Below are 26,382 nucleotides of genomic sequence, written 5' to 3'. Positions count from 1 at the left end.
GTACGCATCCAGAACGGGACGCAAGGCGAACGGAATTGACCAACCGGGCGGCAGGGGGAGGCATCGTGGACGACTATGCGGGTCGGGTGCTCGCCGACCGCTACCGCCTGCCGCTGCCACCCCCCGACGAGTACGAACTGGCCGAGACGCGCGCCTTCGACACCTACAGCGGTCAGGAAGTCCTGGTACGCCAGGTGCCGTTGCCCGAGGTGGTCGAGGCCGAGGTGCTCGGCGCGGACGGACTGCCCGAGGGATTCGTGGCGCGCGAGGGCCGGTCCCGGGGCGCCTCCGCCCGCACGGCGGCCACACGACGGCCGGCCGAACCCGCGGTGCGCCGTGCGATCGAGGCGGCGCAGGCCGCCGCGCAGATACCCGACCACCCCCGGCTCGACCAGGTCTTCGACGTGTTCGCCGAGAGCGGTTCGCTGTGGATAGTGAGCGAACTGGTGGCGGCACGTCCGCTGGAGGACCTGCTCGAGCAGAGCCCGCTGACGCCGTACCGGGCCGCCGAGGTCGCCGCCGACGTCCTCATGGCGCTGCGCGTGCTGCACGCCCACGGCTGGGTGCACCGCAACATCACCGCGCGCACGGTCCTCGTCTGCGACGACGGACGCGTGGTCCTGACCGGTCTGGCGACCGGCGCCGCGGAGGAAGCGCTGTGCGGCTACGACCCGGTGCCACCAGGGGAGTCCGAACCGGCCGACGCCACAGCGGCCGGGGCCGGTGACGTTCCCGGCTCCCGGCCCGGTGCCCCGGCGGACCGCGGTCCCACAGCCGGAGGTCCCGGTGGGCGGCCCACCGGCGGTACGCACGGGCCCGTGGGCGGGGCCGCGCAGGGCATGGACCCGGAGGCCGCGCGGCGGGCCGCGATCGAGGCGCGGGCGGGCGGCGCGGTGCCCGGTGCCGGTATCCCCGGTGGTGTTGTGCCCGCCGCGGGACCCCATGTGCTGGAGTCCGCCGGAGACGTGCGCGCGGCCCGGGCCGGGGCGATCGCCGCGTACCGCGCGGGCGCGCGGGCCGCGGCCCGGGTGCAGGAGGAACAGCGCGGCGACCGGGCGGCGTTGCCCGGACCCCGTACCGCCGGCACCGGCCCCGCGGCACCGTCCCAGGCGTCCGGGGAGGTGGTGGAGCACCGCACCGACACCCCGCCCGGGCAGATCGTCGACCCTTATGGAGTGGGCCGTACGGCGTCCTGGCACGGCGCGGTCCCACGTCCCGTGGCGCCCGTGACCGACGGCCGGGGGCACGCCGCGCTGCCGGGCGGCACCTCCGCGCCGCAGGGAGAGGGCGGCGGCCCGTACGGCACCCCCGGCTCCCGTACGGGCGGGCCGTACGGGACCGCGGCCGCGGGAGCGCCCGGCGCCGTCCCGGCCGCTCCCGGTACCCAGTGGAACCACCGCGGCCCCGCGACCGCACTGGCCGCCGAGCGCGCGCGGCAGGCGCGGATGGCCGTCGTCGGGCCCGTCACCGAACGGTGGGCGCCCGAGCAGGCCGGACCGGTGCACGAGAACTGGCAGTTGGCCGCGCCGATCGGGCCCGCGACCGACCTCTGGGCCCTGGGCGCGCTGTTGTTCCGTGCGGTCCAGGGCCACGCGCCCTACCCCGAGGAGAACACCGCCGAGCTGGTTCAGCTCGTCTGTGCGGAACCGCCCGCCTTCGCCGAGGAGTGCGGATCGCTGCGCCCCGTCGTGGAGTCGCTGCTGCGTCAGGACCCCATCGACCGCCCCGACTTCGAGGAACTGCGGGGCTGGCTGCGCTCCCTCGTCAGATCCGCCCCGGAGCCGGATGCGGGCGCGCATGTCATCGCGGCGCCGCCGGTCGACCCCGGGCGGCTGCCGATCGTGCGCCGCCGCGGCGAGCTGGTCCGCAGGCGTCGCGCCGGGGTTCCCGCGACCACCCACGCCCGTCACAAGCGGGCCAGGGACGACCGGCCACCGCGGCCCCGGAGACTCGGCCGCACCCTGCTTCTGCTGATCCTGCTCGCACTGGCCGCGGCGCTCGCGTACGCCATGGTGTTCATGCCGAAGGCCGACTCCGGCAGCCACGGGGGCGGCACGGTGGGGGAGCGCACCCGTGCCGCGGGTGAAGTGGGCCCTGCTCCGCGGCAGTCCGCCACGAGCGACGCCGGGCGGCCCGGCCGGGAGGGTTCCAAGAGCCCTTCGCCGACCGCCGGTTCGGCGGAGACGCAGACCAGCGGGGGCCAGGCCGCCCAGGGCTTCACGGTGCGGGAGGACCCCGAGGGCTTCCGTGTCGCGGTGGCCGAGGGATGGGAGCGCACGCCGAAGAACGGGCGCTCCCAGGTCGTCTACTCCCGGGGCGACTTCGAGCTGATCGTCGTGCCCGGACGCGACAGCACCGCCACGTACGGCACGGATCCGCTGTCCTACCAGCGGGAGTCGGAGCCCGAACTGCAGCCGTTCCGCGATTCGACCTGGGCCACCTCCAGCGGGATGCGGCGCATCGACGTCGGCGGACGGACCCTGGTCGAGGGGCAGTTCACCTGGACCGACGGTGACGGCCGGGAGCTGTTCGTGCGCAATCTCGTCGTCACCGTGGGCGGCCGCTACCACGTGGTGCAGCTCCGCGGCCCGGAGGCCGAACGCGACGAGGTGACCCGCCTGTACGAACAGGCGGAGCAGACCTACCAGGCGACCGGCTGAGCACGGTCCGTCACCGCTCGCCCCGTTCCGCGCGCCCCGCGAACCTCGCAAAGCTCGTTCAACGCACAAGCAACGGGGTCCGATTGGGCTGAGTGTGCGGTGGTTCCGTCCCGTACGTGGAAGGGAGAACCGTCACAGTGCGGTCTCCGTTCCGCCCCCGCCGGTTCCCTGGGTGGGGGCCCCTCTTTAATGTGACCTCGTCAAGAGCATTGCGGGGAAACGTGAATCAGATGCAGGGCCTGCTCCTCGCGGGCCGCTACCGGCTCGTCGATTCCATCGGCAGCGGCGGCATGGGCCGGGTGTGGCGTGCCCACGACGAGGTGCTGCACCGGGCTGTCGCCATCAAGGAACTGACGGCCGCCCTGTACGTCACGGAAAGTGACCGTGCGGTACTGCTCGCCCGGACCCACGCCGAAGCCAGGGCCGCCGCGCGTATCAACCACTCCGCCGTCGTCACCATCCACGACGTCCTGGAGCACGACAACCGGCCCTGGATCGTCATGGAGTTGGTCGAGGGCGGCTCGCTGGCGGACGCTGTCAAGGAGCGGGGCCGTATCGAGGCACCCGAGGCGGCGCGCATCGGGCTGTGGGTCCTGCGCGCGCTGGGCGCCGCGCACGCGGCGGGCGTCCTCCACCGCGACGTGAAGCCGGGCAACGTGCTGCTCGCCACCGACGGACGTGTGCTGCTCACCGACTTCGGCATCGCGCAGGTCGAGGGCGACTCGACCATCACGCGTACGGGGGAGATCGTCGGGTCCGTCGACTACCTCGCACCCGAGCGGGTCCGCGGCCACGACCCGGGCCCCGCCTCCGACCTCTGGGCGCTCGGCGCCACCCTGTACACGGCGGTGGAGGGCAGATCGCCGTTCCGCCGCACCTCGCCGCTGACCACCATGCAGGCCGTGGTGGACGAGAACCCGGAGCCGCCGCGGTTCGCGGGCGCGCTGGGCCCGGTCATCGCGGCCCTGCTGAGCAAGGATCCGGTGCACCGGCCGGGCGCGGCACAGCTGGAGCAGATGCTGGCCAAGGCCGCCGAGGGACGGCGGCCGAGGTCGGCACAGGAGTACGTATCGACGCAGCACGTCGACCTGCCGCACCGCGAGGACACCACGGTGAACTCCCCGGGGCGGGGTGAGGCGCACGAGGCCCGGGCGGTCGGGCGAACCCAGCCCGCGGCGCCGCCCGCACCGCGTGCGCGGCGCCGCGGCCGCACGGTCGCGCTGGTCCTCGCGGTGGCCGCGGTCGTCGGCGCGGCGGGCGCGGTCGCCGTGAACCGGTTCGCCGACCGGGACACCGGTACCGGCCTGTCCGTCGGTTCCACCTCCGCCTCGGACCCGTCCCCGCCCGCCCAGGGTTCGCAGCAGGCCGGGAGCGGCCTGCCCGACGGGTGGGTGCGCAAGAAGGATCCGGTGGCGGGCTTCACCATCGCCCTTCCGGGCAAGCAGTGGAAGCGCAAGAAGTACGACTCCTTCCAGACCGACTACACGCCCGACGGCGGCCGGCACTTCATCCGCATAGCCATCGACGACTCGCCGGACTTCGACGAGTCGTACGAGCACCAGGTCGACCTCGAACAGCAGATTCAGGGGCTGACCGACTACAACCGGGTGACGCTGCACAAGAACATCTACCGCGACTGCCAAGGCTCCGAGTGGGAGTTCACGTTCACCAAGGACACGCAGTTCCCCGGTCCGCGCCATGACATCGAGGAGACGTACATCGGCCGCAACGGAGTCGAGTACGCCATCTACATGTCCGGTCCGGCGGAGGACTGGGACGCGACGCGCAAGCAGTTCGACGTGCTGCTGAGGGCCTGGCGTCAGCCGACCGGCTGACGGCCGGGGCCGGCACGCCCCCTCGTGCGCCCCCGAACGTCCACCGCACCCCGTCCATACGCCCTCTTGCGTCGCTTGTCGGCCACTGTGACGACAGCGTCCGGGAGGGTTCGTGTCCCGTGCGGCATCATGGGGCTCATGGGGACCGAGGGGGGACACGTCCGTGTGATAGCGGGCCGCTACCGGCTTCAGGAGCGGATCGGCCGGGGCGGCATGGGCGTCGTCTGGCGGGCGACCGACGAGTTGCTCGGCCGGCAGGTCGCGGTCAAGGAGCTCGTCCTCGACGCCTCGCTCTCCACCGAAGAGGCCCGGCTGCAGCGCGAGCGCACCCTGCGGGAGGCGCGCGCGGTCGCGCAGTTGCGGCACCCGCACATCATCGTCGTGCACGACGTCGTCGAGCACGAGGAGCGTCCCTACATCGTGATGGAGCTGATCGACGGAGGCTCGCTCGCCGAGCGCCTGGCCGACCGCGGACCCGTCGACGCGCGCGAGGCCGCCCGGATCGGCATCGCCCTGCTGGGCGCGCTGCGCCGCGCGCACGAATCGGGGGTGCTGCACCGCGACCTCAAGCCCGCGAACGTGCTGATGGAGGCGGAGACCGACCGCGTCGTCCTCACCGACTTCGGTATCGCGCAGGTCGAGGGCGCCACCACGCTCACCGAGAGCGGCTCCTTCGTCGGCTCGCCCGAGTACACCGCACCCGAGCGGATGTCCGGGGTGCGGACCGGGCCCGAGTCCGATCTGTGGTCGCTGGGTGCGCTGCTGTGCGCCGTGCTCAGCGGCGAGTCGCCGTTCCGGCGGGACTCGTTGGGCGGGATCCTGCACGCGGTGGTCGTCGACGAGATCCGGCCTCCCGCGCAGGCCCAGCCGATCCTTCCCGTCGTACGGGGGCTGCTGGAGCGCGATCCGGGCCGGCGTCTGGACGGGGCGGAGGCGGAGCGGCTGCTGCGGGAGTTCCTGGAGACCGGACGGACGCCGAGGGCGCCGGTGGCGTACACGCCGACGCAGCGGGACATGCCCCGGCGCGTCGTGCCGCCGGTCCCGTGGGACGGGCGCGAGGCGGCCGCGCGGCAGGCGGGGGCCGGATCCCCGGCGGGCAAGCCGTCCGCACGGGGCGCCCTGGTAGCGGCCGCGCTGGTCGCGGCGATGGCCGGAGCCGGCGTCTCGGCGGCTGCGCTGCTGCTGCGCGACGGCGGTGGCGCCCCCGGCACGCCCGCGAGTTCGTCGCCGCCGCGTACATCGGTGGGCACGGAGCCGTCCGGCCCGGGGTCTCCGCCCGCCCCCACGGTGACGGTGACGCGCCCGCCCTCCTCGGGCCCGGCGTCCCCTTCGGCATCGGCCACGGTGTCAGGGGCGCCCTCCGGGTATCGGCGGATGCGGGACGCGGGAGGGTTCTCGCTCGCCGTGCCGGAAGGGTTCACGCGTGTCCCGCAGGGCGAGCGGATCTTCTACATGTCGCCCGGCCGGACGTTCCGCATCGGCATCAAGGTGGCCGAACCCGAAGAGGGCGGCCCGCTCGCGGTGATGCGGCGCTCGGCCGCCGACGGGCCGGACAACAACCCGGGTTACCGGGACGGCCGGGTCGTCGGCACGTCGCACGGCGGGAACCCGGCGGCGCTCTGGGAGTTCACCTGGAACGGCTTCTCCGCGGCCGAGGGCCCGCGGCACACCTACGACCTGTGCTGGGAGCAGGGCGGCAGGATGTACGACGTGTGGGTGTCGGCGCCGGTCGGGAAGGCGCGGGAGGCGAAGGAGTACTTCGACGTCGCGGTGGACACGTTCGTCCCGTCCTGAACCGGAGACATCTCACCCGGTGCGTCACGGGTCTGTGACCGGTGTGGGACGGGGGTGGCTGAAGGAGCGCCCGCACGATAAGCATGAGCGCATGAGCACCTACGGGGGAGGGCCTCAACGGCCCGACGAGCCGACGAGTTTCGGACTGCAACCGCCGCGGCCCGGTGTGCCGTACCCGGGCAACCCGTACGCACAGCCGCAACCGCAGGCGGCCTCCCAGCCCCAGGCCGTCCCCACCCGGGTCGCACCGGACGCGCCGCGGGAGCCGGGGGCCGGGCGGCTCGTCGCAGGCCGCTACCGGCTGCTCGCCAAGCTCGGCCACGGGGGCATGGGCACGGTGTGGCGGGCCAAGGACGAAACGGTGGACCGTGAGGTGGCCGTCAAGGAACCGAGGGTCCCCGACCACCTCCCCGAGCGCGAACAGGCCAACGCCTACGAGCGGATGCGCCGTGAGGCACGGGCCGCCGCGCGTCTGGACCATCCCTCCGTCGTGAACGTGCACGACGTGGCGGTCGTCGACGGCAGGCCCTGGATCGTGATGGAGCTGGTGCAGGGCCGGTCCCTGGGCGACGTACTCCAGGAGGGCACGCTCGGGGTGCGCGAGGCGGCGAGGATCGGCCTCGAGGTGCTCGGCGCGCTGGAGGCCGCGCACGGGGCGGGCATCCTGCACCGTGATGTGAAGCCCGCCAACGTCCTGCTCGGCCGGTACGACCGGGTCGTGCTCACCGACTTCGGCATCGCGCAGATCGAGGGCGAGACGAATCTGACGGACACGGGGGGCTTCGTCGGCTCGCCCGAGTACATCGCGCCGGAACGGGTGCTGGGCCGGCGCCCCGGGCCGGCGTCCGATCTGTGGTCGCTCGGTGTGGTGCTGTACGCGGCGACGGAGGGTGTCTCGCCGTTCCGCCGCGCCAACACCCCCGCCACCCTCCAGTCCGTCCTCCACGCCACCCCGACGGCCCCGGCCCGCGGTCCGCTCGCCGACGTGATCAACGGCCTGCTGACCAAGGAGCCCGAGCGACGCCCGGACGCGGCCGAGGTCCGGCGGCTGCTGCAGGAGGCGGTGAGAGAGCCGCAGCCGACGCAGGGCGTGCCGCTCACCGTCCCCGGCGGCCGAGGCCTGCGTCCGGGCCGCAAGGCGCTGTTCGGGATCGGCGCCGCGGTCGTCGCGGCGGCGGCGGTGATCGCTCTGGTCGTCGCGGACCCGTTCGCGGGGCCGCTGCCGGACGGCTGGAAGCAGCACCGGGAGAAGGCGCTGGGCGCGACGCTCGCGGTGCCCGCGAACTACCGGGTGTACAGGCCCGAGAAGGACGACACCGACAAGAACCGGGTGACGTATTCCGATCTGAGCGGGAGCATCTCGGTCGTGCTCCATCTGGCGCGGAGGTCCGAGGACAGCTCCCATCAGATCAAGGACTCCTCGGCGGCCGAGATGTACGCGGAGAACGGCGAGTTCAAGGACAGCGGCGCCTACGAACTGCAGATGGCATCGGGTCCGAAGAAGACGCATCCGGAGGAGATCCGCTACCGGGGCCGGCAGGCCGCGCAGAACACCGTCGCCTATACGACGAACGACAGCCGGAACCCGCTTCCGCGCGAGCTGAAGATCTTCTACTACAAGAACTCGGCCGGCGACATGTACAAGCTCACCGTCGGCTACCCCGGCGACGGCGACTTCACGGAGCGCGGACGTGAGGTGGCGCGCACGGCGATCGCGAACCTGGGCGTCGACAGGTTGTAGCGAAGTCCGTCCGGCGTTCTCGCGGCGGACGGGACGGGCCCGGGCCGGGGACCGCCCGAAAGTCGCCACCGGTGCGGTGATCTCCTGACAACGCCCTGATCAGCGCATTTGCTGCCAGCGGTCACTGGCACGGTGTGGACACCCCGTGAAAGCCCGTTACCGACGGGTACCCAAACGCTTCGACCCGTCATACCCTGCGCGTCATGACGGACTCGCAGGCCCCGGAGAAGGCCACCGACAAGACCGGTTCGGGCACGGCCGGCACCAATCCCCTCGCGCCGTCCCCCGCCGGCGCCCGCACCGCCGTCGACGTGGTCACGCCCGAGCTGGTGGCCCAGCTCACCAAGGGAGTGGTCGGCTCCGGCCGCACCGCCAACCACACGCCGTTCACCGGTGAGAAGCTGGCGGACCTGCCCGAGTCCACGCCCGAGGACGTGGCCGAGGCGTTCGCGCGGGCCCGCAAGGCCCAGCCGACGTGGGCGGCGACGCCCGTGCGGCAGCGCGCCGCCGTCCTGCTGCGCTTCCACGACCTGGTGCTGGAGCGCCAGGCCGAGGTCCTGGACCTGATCCAGCTGGAGACCGGCAAGGCACGCCTGCACGCCCACGAGGAGGTGCAGGCCGTCGCCGTCGCGTCCCGCCACTACGGCCGCAAGGCGCCCTCGTACCTGGGTCCCAAGCGGCACACGGGCGCCGTGCCCACCCTGACCCGCGTCACCGAACTGCGCCATCCGCGGGGCGTCGTCGGCCAGATCGCACCCTGGAACTACCCCCTGGAACTGTCGGTCGGCGACGCGCTCCCGGCCTTCGTCGCGGGCAACGCCGTCGTGATGAAGCCCGACACGGAGACCTGCCTGACCGCGCTGTGGGCACGGGACCTGCTGATCGAGGCGGGGCTGCCGGCCGAGGTGTTCCAGATCGTCATCGGCGACGGCCCGGTCGTCGGCCCGGAGGTCGTCCGGCACGCCGACTACGTCTCCTTCACCGGTTCCACCCGCACCGGTCGTGAGGTCGCCCAGGGCGCCGCCGCCCGTCTCGTCGGGGTCTCGCTCGAACTCGGCGGCAAGAACGCCATGCTGGTCCTCGAGGACGCCGACATCGAGAAGGCTGCCGCCGGGGCCGTGCGCGCCTGCTTCTCCTCGGCCGGCCAACTCTGCATCTCCATCGAGCGGTTGTACGTCCACGAATCGATCGCGGACGCCTTCCTGGAGCGTTTCACGGCCCGCACCAGGGCGATGCGGCTCGGCACGTCCCTCGCGTACGGCGCGGACATGGGTTCGCTGGTCGGCGAGCGGCAGTTGCAGACCGTGACCCGGCATGTCGAGGAAGCCCAGGCCAAGGGCGCGAAGGTGCTGGCCGGCGGGGTCGCCCGCCCGGACATCGGTCCCTACTTCTACGAGCCCACCATCCTCGACGGGGTCGAGGCGCCCATGTCGGTCTGCGCGGAGGAGACCTTCGGCCCGGTCGTGTCGATCTACCGTTTCAGGACGGAGGACGAGGCGGTCGAGCGCGCCAACTCCACGGCGTACGGCCTGAACTCCTCCGTGTGGACGAAGGACGGGCGGCGTGGCCGCGCGGTCGCCGCCCGGCTGCGCACCGGCACGGTCAACGTCAACGAGGGCTACGCGCCCGCGTACGGCAGCGTCCAGTCACCGATGGGCGGCATGAAGGACTCGGGGCTCGGCCGGCGCCACGGCTCCGAGGGCATCCTCAAGTACACCGAGGCCCAGACCGTGGCCCATCAGCGGCTGCTGCCGATGGCGCCGTCGCTCGGCATGGACGACGAGAAGTACGCGGCGTTCATGAGCCGCAGCCTTCGGGTGATGAAGGCGTTCCGCCTCCGCTAGACAGCACCAACTCTCGACGAGGAGAGCACGTGTCACAGGAGAACTCCGTCCGCGATCAGGGCGACGACGCCTACGACTACGACGTCGTCGTCGTCGGCTCAGGCTTCGGCGGTTCGGTCACCGCGCTGCGTCTGACCGAGAAGGGCTATCGGGTGGGCGTCCTGGAGGCAGGCCGCCGCTTCACGCGTGAGTCGCTGCCGAAGAACTCCTGGGACCTCAGGAACTACCTGTGGGCGCCGGCCCTGGGTATGTACGGCATCCAGCGCATCCACCTGCTGGGCAATGTGATGGTGCTCGCGGGCGCCGGGGTCGGCGGCGGCTCCCTCAACTACGCCAACACCCTCTACGTGCCGCCCAAGGCCTTCTTCGACGACCCGCAGTGGAAGGGGATCACCGACTGGCAGGAGGAGTTGAAGCCGTACTACGACCAGGCGCGGCGCATGCTGGGCGTGCGGCTCAACCCGACCCTCACGCCGTCGGACGTCCATCTCAAGGCGGCCGCAGAGCGGATGGGCGTGGGCGACACCTTCCACATGGCGCCGGTCGGCGTCTTCTTCGGCGACGGCGAGGACGCGGACGGCACGGTCACGGTCACGCCCGGCGAGGAGGTCCCGGACCCGTACTTCGGCGGCGCCGGACCCGCCCGCCGGGCCTGCACCGAGTGCGGCGAGTGCATGACGGGCTGCCGCCACGGCGCGAAGAACACCCTGAACGAGAACTACCTCTACCTGGCCGAGAAGGCCGGTGCGGTCGTCCACCCCATGACGACGGTCGTGTCGGTCACGGACGACTCGCAGGGCGGATACGCCGTCGCGACCCTGCCGACGGACGACAAACGCAAGGGCGAGGGGCGGCTGTTCAAGGCGCGGCGGGTCGTGGTCGCGGCGGGTACCTACGGGACGCAGACCCTGCTGCACCGCATGAAGACCAACGGCCAGCTGCCCCGGATCTCGGACCGGCTGGGCGAGCTGACCCGCACCAACTCCGAGGCGCTGGTCGGCGCCCAGACGGACGACCGCCGCTATCGCAAGGCGCACGGCGGGGCCAAGGCCGACTTCACGCAGGGTGTGGCGATCACTTCCTCGATCCACCCGGACGGGGACACGCACATCGAGCCGGTCCGCTACGGCAAGGGATCGAACGCGATGGGCGGACTGTCGATCCTCCAGGTCCCCTACGCGGACGGCTCCTCGCGCGCCCTGGTCTGGCTCGCCAACGTGGCGCGCCACCCGTGGCTGCTGGTCCGGTCCCTGTCCAACCGCCGCTGGTCGGAGCGGACCATCATCGGCCTGGTGATGCAGTCGCTGGACAACTCCCTGACGACCTATCTGAAGCCGAAGGGACCCGGCAAGGGACTGCTGACCGCCCGGCAGGGGCACGGCGCTCCGAACCCGAAGCAGATCAGGACCGCCTCGACGGCGGCGTCCGCGATCGCCGAGGAGATCAACGGCTTTCCGGGCAGCAACGTGGGTGAGCTCATGGGCACCCCGCTCACCGCCCACTTCCTCGGCGGCTGTCCGATCGGCGCCTCGCACGAGGAGGGAGTGATCGATCCGTACCACCGGCTGTTCGGCCACCCCGGCATCTCGGTGGTCGACGGGGCCGCGGTGTCCGCGAACCTGGGCGTCAACCCCTCGCTGACGATCACGGCCCAGGCCGAGCGGGCGATGTCGTACTGGCCGAACAAGGGGGAGGCCGACCCGCGTCCGGCACAGGGCGCGGGCTACGAACGCCTCGAGCCGGTGGAACCCCTGCATCCGGCGGTGCCGGTGGAGGCGTTCGGGGCGCTGCGACTGCCGTTCCTCGGAATGCCGGCGGTGCCGCCGAAGAAGTAGCGGAACCGAAGAAGGAAGAAGGACCTGAGCCCCCCTCCGAGCCCAGGTCCTTCTTCTTGTGTGCGAGGCGCTCGGGACGCCTGACGCAGTCTGTGCGACGGTCCTTCAGGCCTTACGCGGCCTGACCACCCGTCTTCCGGCGCCGCACCGCGAACACGGCACCGCCACCGGCGACGACCGCGATACCGCCGACCAGGGCGATCATGGGCAGGGCCGAGCTGGAGCCGGTCTCGGCGAGGCTGCCCGTGGCGTCGACCTCGCTCACCTCGGTGAGGGAGCCGCCGGTCTGCGGCTTGGCTTCGTTCGGGTGACCGGCGTCGGAGCCCGCGGCGAGGATGTCGAAGAAGTAGATCCAGCCCTTCGGGTCATCGGCCATCCAGCAGCCCTCGGCGTCCGAGTACTGGGCGAAGCCGCCGGTCACGCCGATGGCGTCCGGCACCTTGCCGCTGACGCTCAGGCGCAGCTTGAACGAGGTCGACTGACCGGCGCCGAGCGAGAACGCGGGGAACGTGCCACCCTCGCCCGCGGCGTCCGCGACCGTGTGCCACGTGCCGCTCGCCGAGTCGAAGACCTCGACGGCGATCTTGCCGGAGTAGTCCTTCCCGTCCCAGCCTTCCGCGGCGACACCGATGAGCGGCTTGATGTCCTTGATCTCGTTGTCCCCGTGGTTGGAGACGTTGAACGAGAACGCCTTCCAGCCGCTGCCCGCGACGATCGTCTCGGGCAGGCCCGACAGACCGCTGCGCAGATCGGCGCTGAGCTGGGTGGTGTCGTTGCCGTCCTCGTCGGTGCAGAGGTCGGCGGGCTCGGACGGCTCGGTGGAGGGAGTGGCGGAGGCCGGCGGGGTGGAGGCGGGTGCCGACTGCGTCGGGGTCGAGCCGGTCGGGTTGCCGGCCGTCTGGGAGGCGGGCGCCGCCGTCCCCGGCGTGGTCGCCGTGTCGGAGGTCGCCGGCGCCGAGGTCGGCGGGGTCGACTCGGGCTCCGTGGTGGGAGGAGTCGATTCGGGCGTCGTCTCCGGAGCCGTCGTGACGATGCTGGTGTTCGTGTCCGTGCTGGGCGCGTCGTCCGCGAACACGGCCGGCGCCGACACGAGCGCGAGTGGTGCTATGGCGGTGGTCGCCGCCGCGGCGACCAGAACGCGACGAAGCTTCATGAAGACCTCGAGAAGTCAGGTGTGCCGTGGGAGACACGGCACAAACTGGGGGGAGGCCTCCGCGTGTGGGGCGCGGGTCGTGGCCCTTGATTCGGTAGGTGTGACCCGTGGGGCATGTGAACGGTTGCACGGTGTTCACACAGTTTTTATGTGGCCTGGGTCACATCGGCGGCGAATGGCCGAAACCCGGTCGGGGCCGAGGCGGACGCGCGGTGCGGACGCCGTCCGGCGGCAGACGAAGGGCCCCGCGGCGAGGGGGTCCCCTGTTCGTCGTCAACGACGCGGGGAGGACCGCGGGGCCCTTCGTTCGTCAGCACCGACGTCAGAGTGGCGCCGGTGCCATGAGCGGCGCCGGGGGGTTGCGCCGCTTGTCTGTGTGCGCCGGCCGGGCGGCCGGCGGGCTCGATGCTGGTCTGAACACGGCCTCCGCAACCGCTTCGACCGACCTCGACGGGATCCCGCCGGTCGGCCCCGGGCGTCCCCGGAGCCGACCGTTCTCTGGGTGACCGGGCTGCTGTCCCCTGCCGTCCGGTCACATCCCTGGGGCGAGGTCCCACGACGCACGGCACGATCCGTACGTCTCATCACCCCAGCGGAGCCACGCGTGGTTCTCTCGGGCCCGCCCCTGGCTGACACGGACACCGGGCACAACGAACTTCGTGGGGTGGCGGTCACGCGCCGTACGGGTGAGAGGGCGTACGAACGTGGGTGCAGCGGACGTTCGTCGCAGGCGGATCCGCGCGAGCCGTCAGATGCGGCCCCGGCACAGCTCCAGAAGGGTCATGGCGAGGGACGTGCCGGGCTTGCCGAGAGCCTCCCGGTAGCGGCCGAGGATCTCCATCTCGCGGGAGAGGTTCACCCGCCGCCCGCCCGAGGAGATACGGGCCTCCTGGACGACGGCGGAGACGGCCACGCGCTCCTGGATGAGGCCGATGATGCGGTCGTCGAGCGTGTCGATGCGCTCGCGGGCGCCGTTGATCACGTCGGCGGCCTCGGGGGTGTGGGCGCCGGTCTTCTCGGCGGCCGTCTGCTCGCTGGTGGTGGCGGTCATGGCGGGGGGCTCCTCACGGGGGGTCGGAATGAGGTGTCCCGGATCGGCACGGTCCGCAAACGCCAGGCGCCCCGGACCGTAACGGCCCGGGGCGCCTGGGAAGTCGCTTGTCAGTGGCTCAAGCAGCACGACCATGGCAGCCGGTGGGCCGGTTGCCATAGGTAAAGACGAAGATCGTGTGCGCGAGCATGCGCCCAGTATGCCCGGGGCGGCGCCGGGGTCCAAACGGGCTCGTATCGTGAGACGGGGGTCACTCGCGCCCACCCCGTTAGAATCGGTGGCACAGCCCCCTGTCAAGCCGCCGGAAGGCAACACGTGTCATCAGCGACCCCCGCTGCCGCCGCCCCCGACACCGTCCTGGTCGTCGACTTCGGCGCGCAGTACGCCCAGCTCATCGCCCGTCGCGTCCGTGAGGCCCGGGTCTACAGCGAGATCGTCCCGAGCACCATGCCGGTCGAGGAGATGCTCGCGAAGAACCCGGCGGCGATCGTCCTCTCCGGCGGTCCCTCGTCGGTCTACGAGGAGGGGGCCCCGACCGTCGACCGCGCTCTCTTCGAGGCGGGTGTCCCCGTCTTCGGCATGTGCTACGGCTTCCAGCTGATGGCCCAGGCACTCGGCGGCACGGTGGACAACACCGGAGCGCGCGAGTACGGCCGTACGGCTCTGGCCGTCTCGCGTCCCTCCTCGACCCTCTTCGAGGGGACTCCGGCCGAGCAGTCCGTGTGGATGTCCCACGGGGACGCCTGTTCCGCCGCCCCCGAGGGCTTCACGGTCTCGGCGTCCACGGACGTCGTGCCGGTCGCCGCCTTCGAGAACGACGACAAGAAGCTGTACGGCGTCCAGTACCACCCCGAGGTCATGCACTCCACGCACGGCCAGCAGGTGCTGGAGCACTTCCTCTACCGCGGCGCGGGCCTGACCCCCACCTGGACCACGGGCAACGTGATCGAGGAGCAGGTCGAGGCGATCCGCGAGCAGGTCGGCACCAAGCGGGCCATCTGCGGGCTCTCCGGCGGCGTGGACTCCGCCGTGGCCGCCGCCCTGGTGCAGAAGGCCATCGGCTCCCAGCTGACCTGCGTCTACGTCGACCACGGCCTGATGCGCAAGGGTGAGACCGAGCAGGTCGAGAAGGACTTCGTGGCCGCCACGGGCGTCCAGCTGAAGGTCGTCGACGCCGAGGACCGGTTCCTCACCGCGCTCAAGGGCGTCTCCGACCCCGAGGAGAAGCGCAAGATCATCGGCCGGGAGTTCATCCGCGTCTTCGAGCAGGCCCAGGCGGAGATCATCGCCGAGGCCGGCGAGAGCGGGGAGCCGGTCGAGTTCCTCGTCCAGGGCACGCTGTACCCGGACGTGGTCGAGTCCGGCGGCGGCACCGGCACGGCCAACATCAAGTCCCACCACAACGTGGGCGGCCTCCCCGAGGACCTCGAGTTCCAGCTGATCGAGCCGCTGCGCAAGCTGTTCAAGGACGAGGTCCGCATGGTCGGCCAGGAGCTCGGCCTGCCGGAGGAGATCGTCCAGCGCCAGCCCTTCCCGGGCCCCGGCCTCGGGATCCGCATCGTGGGCGAGGTGACCAAGGAGCGTCTCGACCTGCTGCGCGAGGCCGACGCCATCGCCCGCGAGGAGCTGACGGCGGCCGGCCTCGACCGCGAGATCTGGCAGTGCCCGGTGGTTCTGCTCGCCGATGTGCGCAGCGTCGGCGTCCAGGGCGACGGCCGGACCTACGGTCACCCGATCGTGCTGCGGCCGGTCTCGTCCGAGGACGCCATGACCGCCGACTGGTCGCGGCTTCCGTACGACGTGCTCGGGAAGATCTCCACCCGGATCACCAACGAGGTCCGTGACGTCAACCGCGTCGTCCTCGACGTGACCTCGAAGCCGCCGGGGACCATCGAGTGGGAGTGACCCGGGAGACCTCCCGGGTCAGGTCCGCCTGAGAGTGCGCACCGGCGCACCGGGCTTCCAGATCTCGACGACCAGACAGGTGTCGTCCTCGACGTGGGTCCTCACGACCTCCGTCAGTTCGGTGCGGAAGAGGTGGAACGGCTCCGGCGGTTCCGCCTCTTTCACATACCCGGCCTTCGCCCCCGGGTCCGTCACCTCGATCGCCCGGCCGCCGATGCGTACATCGCCGCCGCCCATCCCGGTGCCCGGCCCCGGGTTGGCCTGGAGCGCGAAACGCGGATCGCGGCTCAGGTCGAGCGCCTTGAGCGAGTCCGGCATCATGCCGAGCCACAGCTCGCCGTCCAGGAAGCGGACCTCGAGACCGGTGGTGCGCGGCGAGCCGTCCTTGCGCAGGGTCGCGAGGATGTGATGGGTGAACGCGCCGAACCGGTCCTCGACGGTCCTGGCGAGGGCCGGCGCAGCGGTGACGAAGGCGGACCAGTTCACGGGGGGCGTTGGGCTCTCGGTGCTCATGGGACCGAGTCTGCCGCGCATACCCGACAGCTTCTGTCCGGTATGACGAACGATTCGCCCTTCACCCGGCGCTCGGCGCGGGCCGTGCCCCCACCGCGCGTAACGGTTGCGCACTCTCTTCACCGAACGACTCTGTTCTCCTGCGACGACCGACGGTAACTTCCGCTGCGTACAGGAACCCAGTGCTGGAGGACACATGCACGGGCCCACCCCCCCGCTGCCCCTGCCCACCGACCGGTTGCAGTTCGCCATGCCGCCGATGCACGAGTCGTCGGACGACGAACGACAGCACCGCAAGGAGCGGCTGGCCGGAGCGCTGCGGCTCTTCGGGCGGCTCGGCTTCGAGGACGGCGTCTCCGGGCACATCACCGCACGGGATCCCGAGTTCACCGACTGCTTCTGGGTGAACCCGTTCGGCATGCCCTTCCGGCACGTCACCGTGAGCGATCTGGTGCTGGCCAACCAGGACGGGCAGGTGATCGAGGGCCGGTACCACGTGAACCAGGCGGCCTTCACCGTGCACGCCCAGGTCCACGCCGCCCGCCCGGACGTCGTCGCGGTCGCCCACTGCCACTCCGTGCACGGGCGCGCCCTCGCCGCGCTCGGCGATCTCCTCGACCCCATCACCCAGGAGTCCTGTGCGTTCTACGAGGACCACGCGGTGTACGACGCCTACACGGGCGTCGCCGTGGACGCCGAGGAGGGCCGGCGGATCGCGACCGCCCTGGACACCCGCAAGGCGCTCGTCCTGCGCAACCACGGGCTGCTGACCGTGGGGGACTCGGTGGACGCGGCCGCCTGGTGGTTCATGTCGATGGAGCGCTCGTGCCAGGTGCAGCTGACCGCGAAGGCGGCCGGACGGCCCGTGCTGATCGAGCATCGGCAGGCGGTGGCGACCCGGGAGCAGCTCGGCGGTGATCTGGTGGCCTGGATCAACTACCAGCCGCTGTGGCAGGACATCAGCCGGAGCGAACCGGATCTGCTCAGCTGACGGCCGCGCCGGCCGGAACCCGCCCGGCCCGTGCGGGTTCCGGAGCCGCGCCTGCGTTCGCGTCGTCCCGGCACGATCCGCACCGGGTGGATGCCGGCGACCGGCCCCCGTCGTGCCGGACGGTCGGGGTCCTGCGGAATACTCGCAGCCGGGTCGACGGCGTTTTCGACCCCGGTCAACCCGGAGATTCGTTCTTTCACCCGGGCTGACCGGACCTGGCGGACGCGGGGCGTGTTCCGTACGGCACAATTCGCTGTCGTCGCACGTCAGTTGTCACGGGTGCGACTTGGTGATCCGGCGCGGGGAAGGCGGCAGCGGGCGTGGCGGTGCAGGAGGCGAGGCAGGGCGCGGGACGCGGCAGCGGCCGGGACGCCCACGAAGGTGGCTGCACCTGCGGGGACTGCCCGCACGGCGTGCGCGAGGGGCACCGGCGAGCGGTCGCCGAGTTCCTGGCGAAGCGCGAGGAGTTCGCGTCCGGGCGGGGACTGCCCTCGGCCGTCGCGCACTCCGCGTCCGCCTCCCGCCAGTGGGTGTCCGACGAACTGACCCAGTCCGCGGATCTCGTCGCCGAACGCAGCCGGGCCGACGGTGAGGCCTGGCTGGGCCGGCTGTGGCGGCGTACGGCGACCTGGGTGTGGGCCGTGGCGGGCTTCCTGCTGCTGGCCCAGGCACTGACGGCGATCGGCGCGGGGTGGACCGCAGCGCGGACGGCCGGGCTGATCGCGGCCTTGCTGGTGGGTGCCGCGCTGACCGTCGCCGGGTATCTGCACCAGGCGCGCGGCGGCGCGCTCGCCCCCGTCGTCGGAGAGGACAACCGGCTGTCGACCTCCCGTGCGGTGGCGGCGAGTTGGGTGCTGTTCGTGGTGTACGCGGTGCTGATGCTGGCCGGCGAGCTGGCGATGGCCTCCGCGCACGACAGGCGGGACGCGCTGATCGCCGGTCTGGACCTCGCACGCGGAGCGGGTGCGGTGACCGTGCTCGCGGTCGTGTGCGGCATCGCGGTCCTGGTACGGCGGGTGGTCGGGCTGCGGGTCCTCGGCCAGCGCCTGCAGAAGGTGCCTGCCGACCGGCCGAGGGCGGCCGACCTGCTGACGGACGATTCGGGGCGCGGCAGCTTCGCGGACACGCAGTACGTGGTGATCAACGCGGTCGCCCTGGTCTTCGCGGCGGTGCGGCTGGCCCGACGCCCCGACCAGCTCCCCGACCTGCCCTGGGGCCTCGCCCTGCTGGTCCTGGTCTCGGCGGCCACCTACTTCGCCGGGAAGTTCGCGGAGGGCGGCCGTCCGGTGGTTCTCTCCGTGGTCCGGGCGCGGGAGGCGGGCGATCTGGACGCCCCGATCCGCACCGGAGACGACATCGAGATCCGCGGTGCCGGTTTCGTACCGCCCGGCGCCCAGTCGGCGGATCGTCTGTCCCGGATGGTGGTCCGCATAGGAGCGGTCCACGTTCACGTCCCCCTGGTCCCGGTCGTCGGCGGCTTCAGCAATCCGACGGACTCGCTGCTCACGGTCCCCGTACCCGCGGACGTCGAGCCGGGGAGGGTGGAGGTACAGGTGGTGACCGCCGCGGGAGTGGAGACCAACCGGGTGGCCGTCGATGTGACGGAATGACCCCGGCCGCCGCCGGGAGACCCGCGCCCCGGGCATCGCGGCATCGACGCGTACCCGTCAACGAGGCGAAAATGACGCGTAGCGGTTGAGCGGGAGCCGACTTTCGTACGTATGGTCTGTTGAGGGGTCAACGGCATGGCGGGCGAGAGGCGGCGCACAGGATGGCTCACGGTATTCGCACGGACTCCCACACCTCTTATCTCAACGACAGCCGTGACTGGCGGGACACCGCCACGCGGTACGCACTGCTCCCCTTGCGTATCTTCCTCGGGATCACCTTCATCTACGCGGGTGTCGACAAGCTCACCAACAGCGCCTTCATGCACGCCTCCGGCTCGGGTTCGATAGGTGACCTGATGCGCAGCGTGCGTGACTCGTCGGCGATCCCGGCCCTGGTCGACATGGCGCTGAAGAACCCCGTGGGCTTCGGCTACGCCATCGCCTTCGGTGAACTCGCCGTCGGCATCGGCATGCTCGTCGGTCTGCTGAGCCGGCTCGCCGCCTTCGGCGGTGCGCTCATCTCGCTGAGCCTCTGGCTGACCGTCAGCTGGGCGTCCACTCCGTACTACTACGGCAACGACCTGGCCTACCTGATGGCCTGGCTCCCGCTGGTCCTCGCCGGCGCCCCGGTGCTCTCCCTGGACGCCGCCATCCGCGCCCGGCGCCGGCAGCGCTCGGGCGAGTACCGCTAGGCGACGGCTCTCCCGGTCTACGGCGCCGCGGCGCCGCCACGTCCGGAGAGCGGTTTCGTGCGGCCCGAGCGTCCCCTGCGGATCGCCCGGGCCGCGAGGCCTGTCACGGCCGCGAGGCAGAGGCCGCCGCAGACCATCGGAACGATCGCGAACCACGGCGTTGCCCAGGCCCCGTTCGCTGCGCCCAGGTAGACGACACCCGCGGCGGTCAGGACGGCGCCGGCGATCAGCCGGCCGGGCTGGAACTCATGACGCAGCACGGGTCACCTCCACCTGTCCCACGCCGACCTCGAGTCCGAGGTTCAGCGTGCCCCTGCTCCTCGTGCCCGGCGCGGGGGAGAGCGTCAGCTGTTCATGCCGGTCGGGCTGCACATCCACGTCCTTCTGGGAGTCACCGGGCAACTGGACGTCTCCGAGACCCGCGTCGATCCTCAGCTCGACCGTGACGTCCTTCGGGACCACCACCTCGAGCCGGCCCGCTCCCACCTCGGCATGGGTCGTCACCGTCCGGCCCCGGGCGAGGTCCAGACGGCTGAGGTCCAGAGTGCCGACACCGGTGCCCAGATCGTAGGTCTCGCGGACGGCCGCCGCCGAGGTCGGTGCCCAGGTCGTGCGGGTCCAGTGTGTGGTGATGTCCTTCGGCAGGGCCACCGAGGCGGCGAGCAGCCCCGCCGTGAGGACGGCGAGGAAGAGGGAACCGGCCCCCGTGCGGCCCAGGAACGAACTGAGCGCGATGCCCGCGCCCAGTGTCAGGAGCGCACTGGCCAGGCCCGTCTGCAGACTGGTGCCGAGCGTCCGGTCGTCCCAGCTCAGGCCGGTGCCGAGGGCGCCCGCGAGCAGGGCGAACAAGAACGTCCAGCCGCCGATCCAGCGCGGCCCCCGTGATCTGGGCGGGGCCGTGGCCCGTGTCCGCTGCCCGTACGACGGGCGGTCGGTGCCGGCGGCCGCGGCCGCGTGGGTCGGGGTGTCGCTGGGTCCCCACAGATAGCCGGTGCCGCCCACATGGGTGCCGTCCTTGACGATGGGATCGCGCCACCAGGAGGGACGCGCGTCGGGCACGGGGGGCGCCGTCGCCTCCGGCGGCGCGTCGGCCACCGCCTGCGCGGCGAGCGGGTCGGGATCGGGGGCGCCGCGCTGTCGCGACCAGAACCCCGCGCCGGCCAGGAGCAGCGACAGTATGGCGGCGAACGTCAGTACCCCGCCGTTCCTGAGCATCGACAGGAAAACCCCGCAGCCCACCAGGGCGAAGAGGATCGCGGCCAGGCCCTGTCCGTCGACGCGGCCGGTCAGCAGCTTGCGGATCTCGTTCTCCTCCTCGTCGTCGTAGGGGACGAGGAGCCATACGAAGCCGTAGAAGATCAGACCGAGGCCGCCGGTCGCGGAGAGCACCGCGAGCACGATCCGGAAGATCACCGGGTCCATGTCGCACTGCCGGCCGAGACCTGCGCAGACGCCTCCGAGCATCTTGTGCCGCCGGTCACGCCGGAAGCGCCCGGCGTCCCCGACGGGGTCCGGGCCCTCGGGCGCGCGCGGTTCCTCGTCCGCGGCGGGGCCGTGCCCGGCGGCGGGGCCGTGCTTCGTGCCCGGCCTCCGTCCCGCTGCCGCGTGGTGCTGATCCGTCATACGTCCATGGTCTCCGGCGCGGCGGCCCGGCGGCAGTCCGTACGACCCTGGCCGAACCCTGAAATCCGCCCGACAGCCGTCGGGGGAGGCGAGCGCCGGATCGGCCGCCGGGACGTCCGTGGGGGGCGCCGCCGGATCACCGGGGCGTGCCCGGCGCCCGGGGAAGGTGAAGTTCAGGGGTGTCTAAGGGGCCGACCCTGATGTACCGATGGGCCGGTCGTGTGACCATCGATGGCATGCCGGACGCCGCAGCAGTGCTCCCCGACGACCCGCGGCCGCCGCGCAAGCTCTACCGCAGCAGCGACGGACGCTGGCTCGGGGGCGTGGCGCGGGGGCTCGCCGGGCACTTGGGGCTGCCCGTGATCTGGGTGCGTCTGGTGTTCGTCGGCCTGATGACGGCGGACGGACTCGGCGCGCTGCTGTACGCCGCGTTCTGGTTCTTCGTCCCGCTCGGTGTCGGCGGCGTCGACGACCGGCGCTCCCCGTCCCTGGTCGGCACCGAGACCTCGCCCGACGGCCGGCGCAGACTGGTCGCCCGCAAGCCCGACCGGGGCCAGATCGTCGCCCTGCTGCTCATGGTCGTCGTGGCGCTGACCTTCGTCGGCAGCGTGAACCTCGGCGGCGGGGCCAAGGCCTACCTCATCCCGGCCGTCCTCGTCGCCGCGGGTGTCGCCCTGGTCTGGCGCCAGGCGGACAACGCGCGACGGGCGCGCTGGATGGAGGTGGGCAGCCGCCGGCGGACACTCACGCTGCTGCGCGCCGCGGCCGGGGTCCTGCTGGTGACCGCGGGGGTCTCGGGCATCTTCGTGCTCCAGGGCTCGGCGGCGCACCTCGGCTCGGTCCTCCAGGCGGCGCTCGCGGTCCTCGTCGGCGTCACGCTGCTCGCGGGCCCCTATCTCGTCCGGATCACCCAGGACCTGTCCGAGGAGCGCCTGATGCGCATCCGCGCCCAGGAGCGCGCGGAGGTCGCCGCCCATGTCCACGACTCGGTCCTGCACACGCTGACCCTGATCCAGCGCAACGCGGAGAACGCAGGCGAGGTGCGCCGCCTCGCCCGCGCCCAGGAGCGCGACCTGCGCGCCTGGCTCTACAAGCCGGAGGGCACCGGCAAGGACGAGGACGAGGAGCCCGACACCCTCGCGGAGGCGGTCCGGCGCAACGCGGCGGAGGTGGAGGACAAGCACGGCGTGCCCATCGAGGTCGTCGTCGTCGGCGACTGCCCCCTCGACGAGCGGATCGCGGCGCAGATGCAGGCCGCGCGCGAAGCGATGGTGAACGCCGCCAAGTACGGTGGCGAGGGCGGCGCCGTCCAGGTCTACGCCGAGGTCGAGGAGAGGACCGTCTTCGTGTCCGTGCGCGACCGCGGTCCCGGTTTCGACCTCGACACGATTCCCACCGACCGCATGGGTGTCAGAGAATCGATCATCGGCCGTATGGAGCGCAACGGCGGTACGGCACGACTGCGCTCCGTGCCGGGCGGCGGTACGGAGGTCGAGCTGGAGATGGAGAGGGCGGAGAGGACGTCATGAGCGACGCGAACGAGCCGGCCGGCCCGGTGGAGCCGGAGCGCGCGAGCGGGGGCGGCGCCGAGGAGCGGCGTGTGCGGGTCGTGCTCGTCGACGACCACCGGATGTTCCGCACGGGTGTCCAGGCCGAGATCGGGCAGACCGAGCGGACCGGGGTCGAGGTCGTCGGCGAGGCCGCGGACGTCGACCAGGCGGTGAGCGTCATCACCGCCACCCGGCCGGAGGTGGTGCTCCTCGACGTCCATCTGCCCGGCGGCGGTGGCGTCGAGGTGCTGCGCCGGTGCGCACCGCTGATGGCCGACGCGGAGCGGCCGGTCCGCTTTCTGGCGCTGTCCGTCTCGGACGCGGCGGAGGACGTGATCGGTGTCATCCGCGGCGGCGCCCGCGGATACGTCACCAAGACGATCACCGGCTCCGATCTGGTCGACTCCGTCTTCCGTGTGCAGGAAGGCGACGCGGTCTTCTCGCCGCGCCTGGCCGGCTTCGTCCTCGACGCCTTCGCCTCGACGGACGCCCCGCCCGTCGACGAGGACCTCGACCGCCTCACCCAGCGCGAGCGCGAGGTGCTGCGCCTCATCGCCCGCGGCTACGCGTACAAGGAGATCGCCAAGCAGCTGTTCATCTCGGTGAAGACGGTCGAGTCCCATGTGTCGGCGGTCCTGCGCAAGCTCCAGCTGTCCAACCGGCACGAGCTGACGCGCTGGGCGACGGCACGCCGGCTGGTCTGACGGCCCTCACCGGACGTACACGACACGGGGGCTTCGGGGATCAGGGGGCCGCTCACACCACCCGGGTGGCCCCCGCGAACGGCATCTGGTCGATCGGCGCCAGCCGTACCGGCGCCGAGGGGTTGGGCGCGTGGATCATCTGACCGTTGCCCACGTAGATCCCCACGTGGCTGACGCCGGAGTAGAAGAACACCAGGTCGCCGGGGAGCAGTTCGGAGCGCGAGACTCGGTGTCCCGCCCCGATCTGGGCGTAGGTGGTCCGCGGCAGCGAGACGCCCGCCGAGCGGTAGGCGGCCTGCACCAGGCCCGAGCAGTCGAAGGCGTTGGGGCCGGTCGCACCCCAGACATAGGGGCTGCCCAGCTTGCCGTACGCGTACGACAGCGCGGCCGCCGCCCGTGTGTTGGGGGCCTGGGCGGCCGCGGCGGCGGCCGACATCGGTGCCAGACCCCGTAGTGCGGAGCGCGACGCCCGTCCGGTGCTCCCGTCCCCCGCGAGCTGTGCCCGCTGGCCGGCTGTCAGACGGGACAGCAGCCGGCGCGCCTCGCCCAGCCTGTCGGTGATCGTCTGCTTCTGCCGGCGCAGCTCCGCCTGCCGTGACTTCAGGGAGGCCAGCTCCACCCGGGCCGCGCCGCGCAGCCGCTCGATCTCATGCAGCTGCCCCCGCACACGGCTCACGGCCGCGGCCTGCCGGTCGTCGGCCCGCTCGGCGAAAGCGGCGTCGTCGAGGTACCGGCCGGGGTCCGAGGAGAGCAGGAGCTGCACCGAGGGGTCGATGCCGCCGCCGCGGTACTGCGCCGCCGCGGCCGAACCGAGTGCCTCGCGCGCCGTGTTGAGCCGGTCCGTACGGCGGGCCGCCTCGTCGCGCAGGGAGTTGAGCCGGGTCTGGGCCTCGGCCGCCTCCTCCTTCGCCCCGTTGTACTTCTCGGTGGCGACCTCCGCCTGCTCGTACAGCTTGTCGACTTCGGCCTTGACCTGGGCGGGGGAGAGTTGCGGTTCGGCGTGCCCCGTGCCCTCGAGACCGGTCGCGGTAGCCGCTCCCGCGAGGGCGATCGTGGCGGCGGTGCGGACCGTGTTGCCGCCGATCGAACGCTGTCTGGGCTTGCGGTGCGCTGCCACCTGGCCGTCCCGTCCTTTCGTACGACCGCCGGTCGTCCCGGGCGGTGTCGCGCGTCCGGCGGCGGCCCGCACAGGGGGAGCGCGCCGCCGCCGGACCTTCTCGGCGGTGGTGTCCGACGGCCGCCCCTGGCCCGGGCGGTGGTGGGGAGCCGGCCACCTGGTGCAGGACGCTAAACCTCACCGTGACCGCTCCGTGATGCAATGTGCGGAACTGTCGCGACCGGACTACCGGTGACCGTATGTGGCCGTGATCCCGTTCCGGGAGCGCCGACTTCACGCTGTGCGATGACCGATGCGGTGGTTTCGGGACGCGGGCGGGCGGCGGAGTGCTATAGAGCGCATATACGCGGTGGCCGCGCGGGCACGTGCGTCGTCCTCGACGCGGGGTCGGTGACCGGGAGGCCGGGCACCCCTGGTTAGGCTCCGGACCCATGGACGTACTCATCCATCTCTTCGTCGGCCTGCACATCATCGGTATCGCCGCGCTCCTCGGCGGCTTCCTCACCCAGATGAAGGCGATGGGCCGGGGCACGGCCCGTTTTGTGCCCGGGATGCTGCACGGCGCGCTGACCATGCTGGTCACCGGTGTCGTGCTGGTCGGGCTCAACGAGGCGGACCACCACTCCGTCGACACGATCAAGATCGGTGTGAAGCTGGCCCTGCTGATCGTGATCCTCGGCCTGGTCTATGTGAAGCGGGACGAGGAGAGGGTCGAGAAGCCGCTCTTCGCCCTCGTCGGCGCACTGACCGTCGCGAACATCTTCATCGCGGTGCTCTGGACCTGAGGCCGCCCGACGCCGACAGGACGGCGCCGGCGAGGACCACGCACCAGGCGGCCACCGCGATCCACAGCAGCACCCGGCCCAGATCGCGCAGCCACGGCACCCCGAGCGCGGTGGCGACGGACAGCGACGCCACCGCCGTCATGCCCATCGGGAAGACGGTCGCCCAGCGCCGTACGTCGTAGCCGAGCCGGGGGCGGAGCACCTCGGCCACCGCCAGCAGGCAGTAGCACACAAGGGCGAGGACGAGCAGCGCGATGGTCACGCCCCGCAGGGCGGCACGGTCGTCGTTGTTCCAGAGGTACATCCGGTGGGAGGCGAGAACGAGCCGCGCCCCGGCCACCGCGGCGATGGCGAGTCCGCCGCCCAGGATCCAGTGGTCCCCCGCCCCCCTCGTCACCTGGCGCAGGTCGAAGCACCGCAGTCCGACCACGTAGAACACCAGCCCGAGCCAGAAGAACACGAGTGCCGTGTGTGCGAGCCACGCCGCACCGGCGGACACCGCCAGCACCGCACCGAGCAGCGCGATCCCCTCCGTCGCCACGCAGCCGAGGAAGACCGTCCCGGCCATTCGGCGCTTCCAGCGGCGTGCGACCACCAGGAGCAGGACCGCCCACAGCAGGACGGACAGGGCGAGCAGGGCCTTCGCGAGCGACTGCCCGCCCTGCACGGCCGTCGCCGTGCCCAGCGCGGCGGTCGCCGCGACCGGGGTGAGGGCGGCCGGGGGGAGCGCCGCGTCCGCCCCGCGCCCGCGCCACCCCGGCGCCCGTACGGCGGCGTCGGCGACCAGTCCCAGCCAGGCGGCGGCCGCCAGGGCCAGAGCGATACGGGAGAGGACCCGGTGGCCGGCCAGGAGCAGTCCGACCGACAGGATGCCGGTCGCCATCACGGCGGCCCCGGTGGCGGGTGGACGCTGCGACCACCAGGTGCGGAGCGCGGAGGTGCCTGACATGCGCCCGATGCTAGGGATGCGCACCCGCGT

The 26,382-nt window shown here is 72.3% G+C and carries 20 protein-coding genes; 13 read left to right on the top strand and 7 right to left on the bottom strand.

Features of this window, described 5'->3' with window-relative positions; all coding sequences use genetic code 11:
• Positions 1-65 precede the first annotated feature (65 nt).
• The 6 genes from RCR19_RS15245 to RCR19_RS15220 all read left to right on the top strand — a co-directional run bounded on the left by RCR19_RS15245 (position 66) and on the right by RCR19_RS15220 (position 11,709).
• Positions 66-2,660: a protein kinase gene (locus tag RCR19_RS15245; protein ID WP_331265658.1), complete on the top strand. Its 2,595-nt coding sequence runs from the start codon at positions 66-68 to the stop codon at positions 2,658-2,660.
• Between the two features lie 230 nt (positions 2,661-2,890).
• Positions 2,891-4,495: a serine/threonine-protein kinase gene (locus RCR19_RS15240; RefSeq protein WP_331269451.1), complete on the top strand. Its 1,605-nt coding sequence runs from the start codon at positions 2,891-2,893 to the stop codon at positions 4,493-4,495.
• 138 nt (positions 4,496-4,633) lie between these two features.
• On the top strand, positions 4,634-6,289 hold the full coding sequence (locus RCR19_RS15235) for a serine/threonine-protein kinase (RefSeq protein WP_331265657.1): 1,656 nt from the start codon (positions 4,634-4,636) through the stop codon (positions 6,287-6,289).
• Between the two features lie 91 nt (positions 6,290-6,380).
• On the top strand, positions 6,381-8,030 hold the full coding sequence (locus RCR19_RS15230) for a protein kinase (protein WP_331265656.1): 1,650 nt from the start codon (positions 6,381-6,383) through the stop codon (positions 8,028-8,030).
• Positions 8,031-8,233: 203 nt separating this feature from the next.
• Positions 8,234-9,874: a succinic semialdehyde dehydrogenase gene (locus RCR19_RS15225; protein WP_331265655.1), complete on the top strand. Its 1,641-nt coding sequence runs from the start codon at positions 8,234-8,236 to the stop codon at positions 9,872-9,874.
• Positions 9,875-9,903: 29 nt separating this feature from the next.
• Positions 9,904-11,709, top strand: a complete 1,806-nt coding sequence (locus RCR19_RS15220) for a GMC family oxidoreductase (protein ID WP_331265654.1) — start codon at positions 9,904-9,906, stop codon at positions 11,707-11,709.
• A 112-nt stretch (positions 11,710-11,821) separates the two neighbouring features.
• Here the strand turns inward: RCR19_RS15220 and RCR19_RS15215 are convergent, their stop codons facing one another.
• Both RCR19_RS15215 and RCR19_RS15210 read right to left on the bottom strand, forming a co-directional pair.
• Entirely contained in the window at positions 11,822-12,862 is a 1,041-nt protein-coding gene (locus RCR19_RS15215) for an LAETG motif-containing sortase-dependent surface protein (protein ID WP_331265653.1), read from the bottom strand.
• A 748-nt stretch (positions 12,863-13,610) separates the two neighbouring features.
• On the bottom strand, positions 13,611-13,913 hold the full coding sequence (locus RCR19_RS15210) for a chorismate mutase (protein WP_331265652.1): 303 nt from the start codon (positions 13,911-13,913) through the stop codon (positions 13,611-13,613).
• Between the two features lie 315 nt (positions 13,914-14,228).
• On the opposite strand from RCR19_RS15210, the gene guaA reads away from it, so the two are divergent.
• Positions 14,229-15,818 (top strand): glutamine-hydrolyzing GMP synthase, encoded by a 1,590-nt coding sequence (gene guaA, locus RCR19_RS15205; protein ID WP_331265651.1) that lies wholly within the window; start codon positions 14,229-14,231, stop codon positions 15,816-15,818.
• Between the two features lie 18 nt (positions 15,819-15,836).
• On the opposite strand, the gene RCR19_RS15200 is transcribed toward guaA, so the two are convergent.
• Positions 15,837-16,331 (bottom strand): pyridoxamine 5'-phosphate oxidase family protein, encoded by a 495-nt coding sequence (locus RCR19_RS15200; protein WP_331265650.1) that lies wholly within the window; start codon positions 16,329-16,331, stop codon positions 15,837-15,839.
• A gap of 196 nt (positions 16,332-16,527) precedes the next feature.
• On the opposite strand from RCR19_RS15200, the gene RCR19_RS15195 reads away from it, so the two are divergent.
• From RCR19_RS15195 to RCR19_RS15185, 3 genes are all read left to right on the top strand, one after another.
• On the top strand, positions 16,528-17,322 hold the full coding sequence (locus RCR19_RS15195; protein WP_059127235.1) for a class II aldolase/adducin family protein: 795 nt from the start codon (positions 16,528-16,530) through the stop codon (positions 17,320-17,322).
• 320 nt (positions 17,323-17,642) lie between these two features.
• Positions 17,643-18,932 (top strand): hypothetical protein, encoded by a 1,290-nt coding sequence (locus RCR19_RS15190; RefSeq protein ID WP_331265649.1) that lies wholly within the window; start codon positions 17,643-17,645, stop codon positions 18,930-18,932.
• A gap of 161 nt (positions 18,933-19,093) precedes the next feature.
• On the top strand, positions 19,094-19,624 hold the full coding sequence (locus RCR19_RS15185; protein ID WP_331265648.1) for a TQO small subunit DoxD: 531 nt from the start codon (positions 19,094-19,096) through the stop codon (positions 19,622-19,624).
• Positions 19,625-19,641: 17 nt separating this feature from the next.
• On the opposite strand, the gene RCR19_RS15180 is transcribed toward RCR19_RS15185, so the two are convergent.
• Both RCR19_RS15180 and RCR19_RS15175 read right to left on the bottom strand, forming a co-directional pair.
• Positions 19,642-19,884 carry a hypothetical protein gene (locus RCR19_RS15180; RefSeq protein ID WP_331265647.1) on the bottom strand — a complete coding sequence of 81 codons (243 nt, stop codon included), beginning with the start codon at positions 19,882-19,884 and terminating at the stop codon, positions 19,642-19,644.
• Positions 19,871-21,247 (bottom strand): PspC domain-containing protein, encoded by a 1,377-nt coding sequence (locus tag RCR19_RS15175; protein WP_331265646.1) that lies wholly within the window; start codon positions 21,245-21,247, stop codon positions 19,871-19,873. Before RCR19_RS15175 ends, RCR19_RS15180 begins: the two co-directional genes overlap by 14 nt.
• 200 nt (positions 21,248-21,447) lie before the next feature.
• Between RCR19_RS15175 and RCR19_RS15170 the strand changes: the two genes are divergently transcribed.
• Both RCR19_RS15170 and RCR19_RS15165 read left to right on the top strand, forming a co-directional pair.
• Positions 21,448-22,776 (top strand): PspC domain-containing protein, encoded by a 1,329-nt coding sequence (locus RCR19_RS15170; protein ID WP_331269450.1) that lies wholly within the window; start codon positions 21,448-21,450, stop codon positions 22,774-22,776.
• The gene (locus tag RCR19_RS15165) at positions 22,773-23,501 is read left to right on the top strand and encodes a response regulator transcription factor (RefSeq protein WP_220293038.1); all 729 of its coding nucleotides are present in this window, start codon (positions 22,773-22,775) and stop codon (positions 23,499-23,501) included. Before RCR19_RS15170 ends, RCR19_RS15165 begins: the two co-directional genes overlap by 4 nt.
• Positions 23,502-23,553: 52 nt before the next feature.
• Here the strand turns inward: RCR19_RS15165 and RCR19_RS15160 are convergent, their stop codons facing one another.
• A complete protein-coding gene (locus tag RCR19_RS15160; RefSeq protein WP_331265645.1) occupies positions 23,554-24,618 on the bottom strand; it encodes an NlpC/P60 family protein in 1,065 nt (354 codons plus the stop codon).
• Between the two features lie 431 nt (positions 24,619-25,049).
• Here RCR19_RS15160 and RCR19_RS15155 point away from each other — a divergent pair, with 431 nt between their 5' ends.
• Positions 25,050-25,403: a hypothetical protein gene (locus RCR19_RS15155; protein ID WP_059127243.1), complete on the top strand. Its 354-nt coding sequence runs from the start codon at positions 25,050-25,052 to the stop codon at positions 25,401-25,403.
• Here RCR19_RS15155 and RCR19_RS15150 read toward each other — a convergent pair.
• Positions 25,381-26,352 (bottom strand): tellurite resistance/C4-dicarboxylate transporter family protein, encoded by a 972-nt coding sequence (locus RCR19_RS15150; protein ID WP_331265644.1) that lies wholly within the window; start codon positions 26,350-26,352, stop codon positions 25,381-25,383. The two genes, RCR19_RS15155 and RCR19_RS15150, sit on opposite strands and share 23 nt — an antisense overlap.
• Positions 26,353-26,382: the final 30 nt, after the last annotated feature.

This window comes from Streptomyces sp. WAC07094, assembly GCF_036320405.1.
In the GTDB taxonomy this organism is placed as follows: domain Bacteria; phylum Actinomycetota; class Actinomycetes; order Streptomycetales; family Streptomycetaceae; genus Streptomyces; species Streptomyces lannensis.
This window is presented reverse-complemented; position numbering and strand designations above follow the sequence as displayed.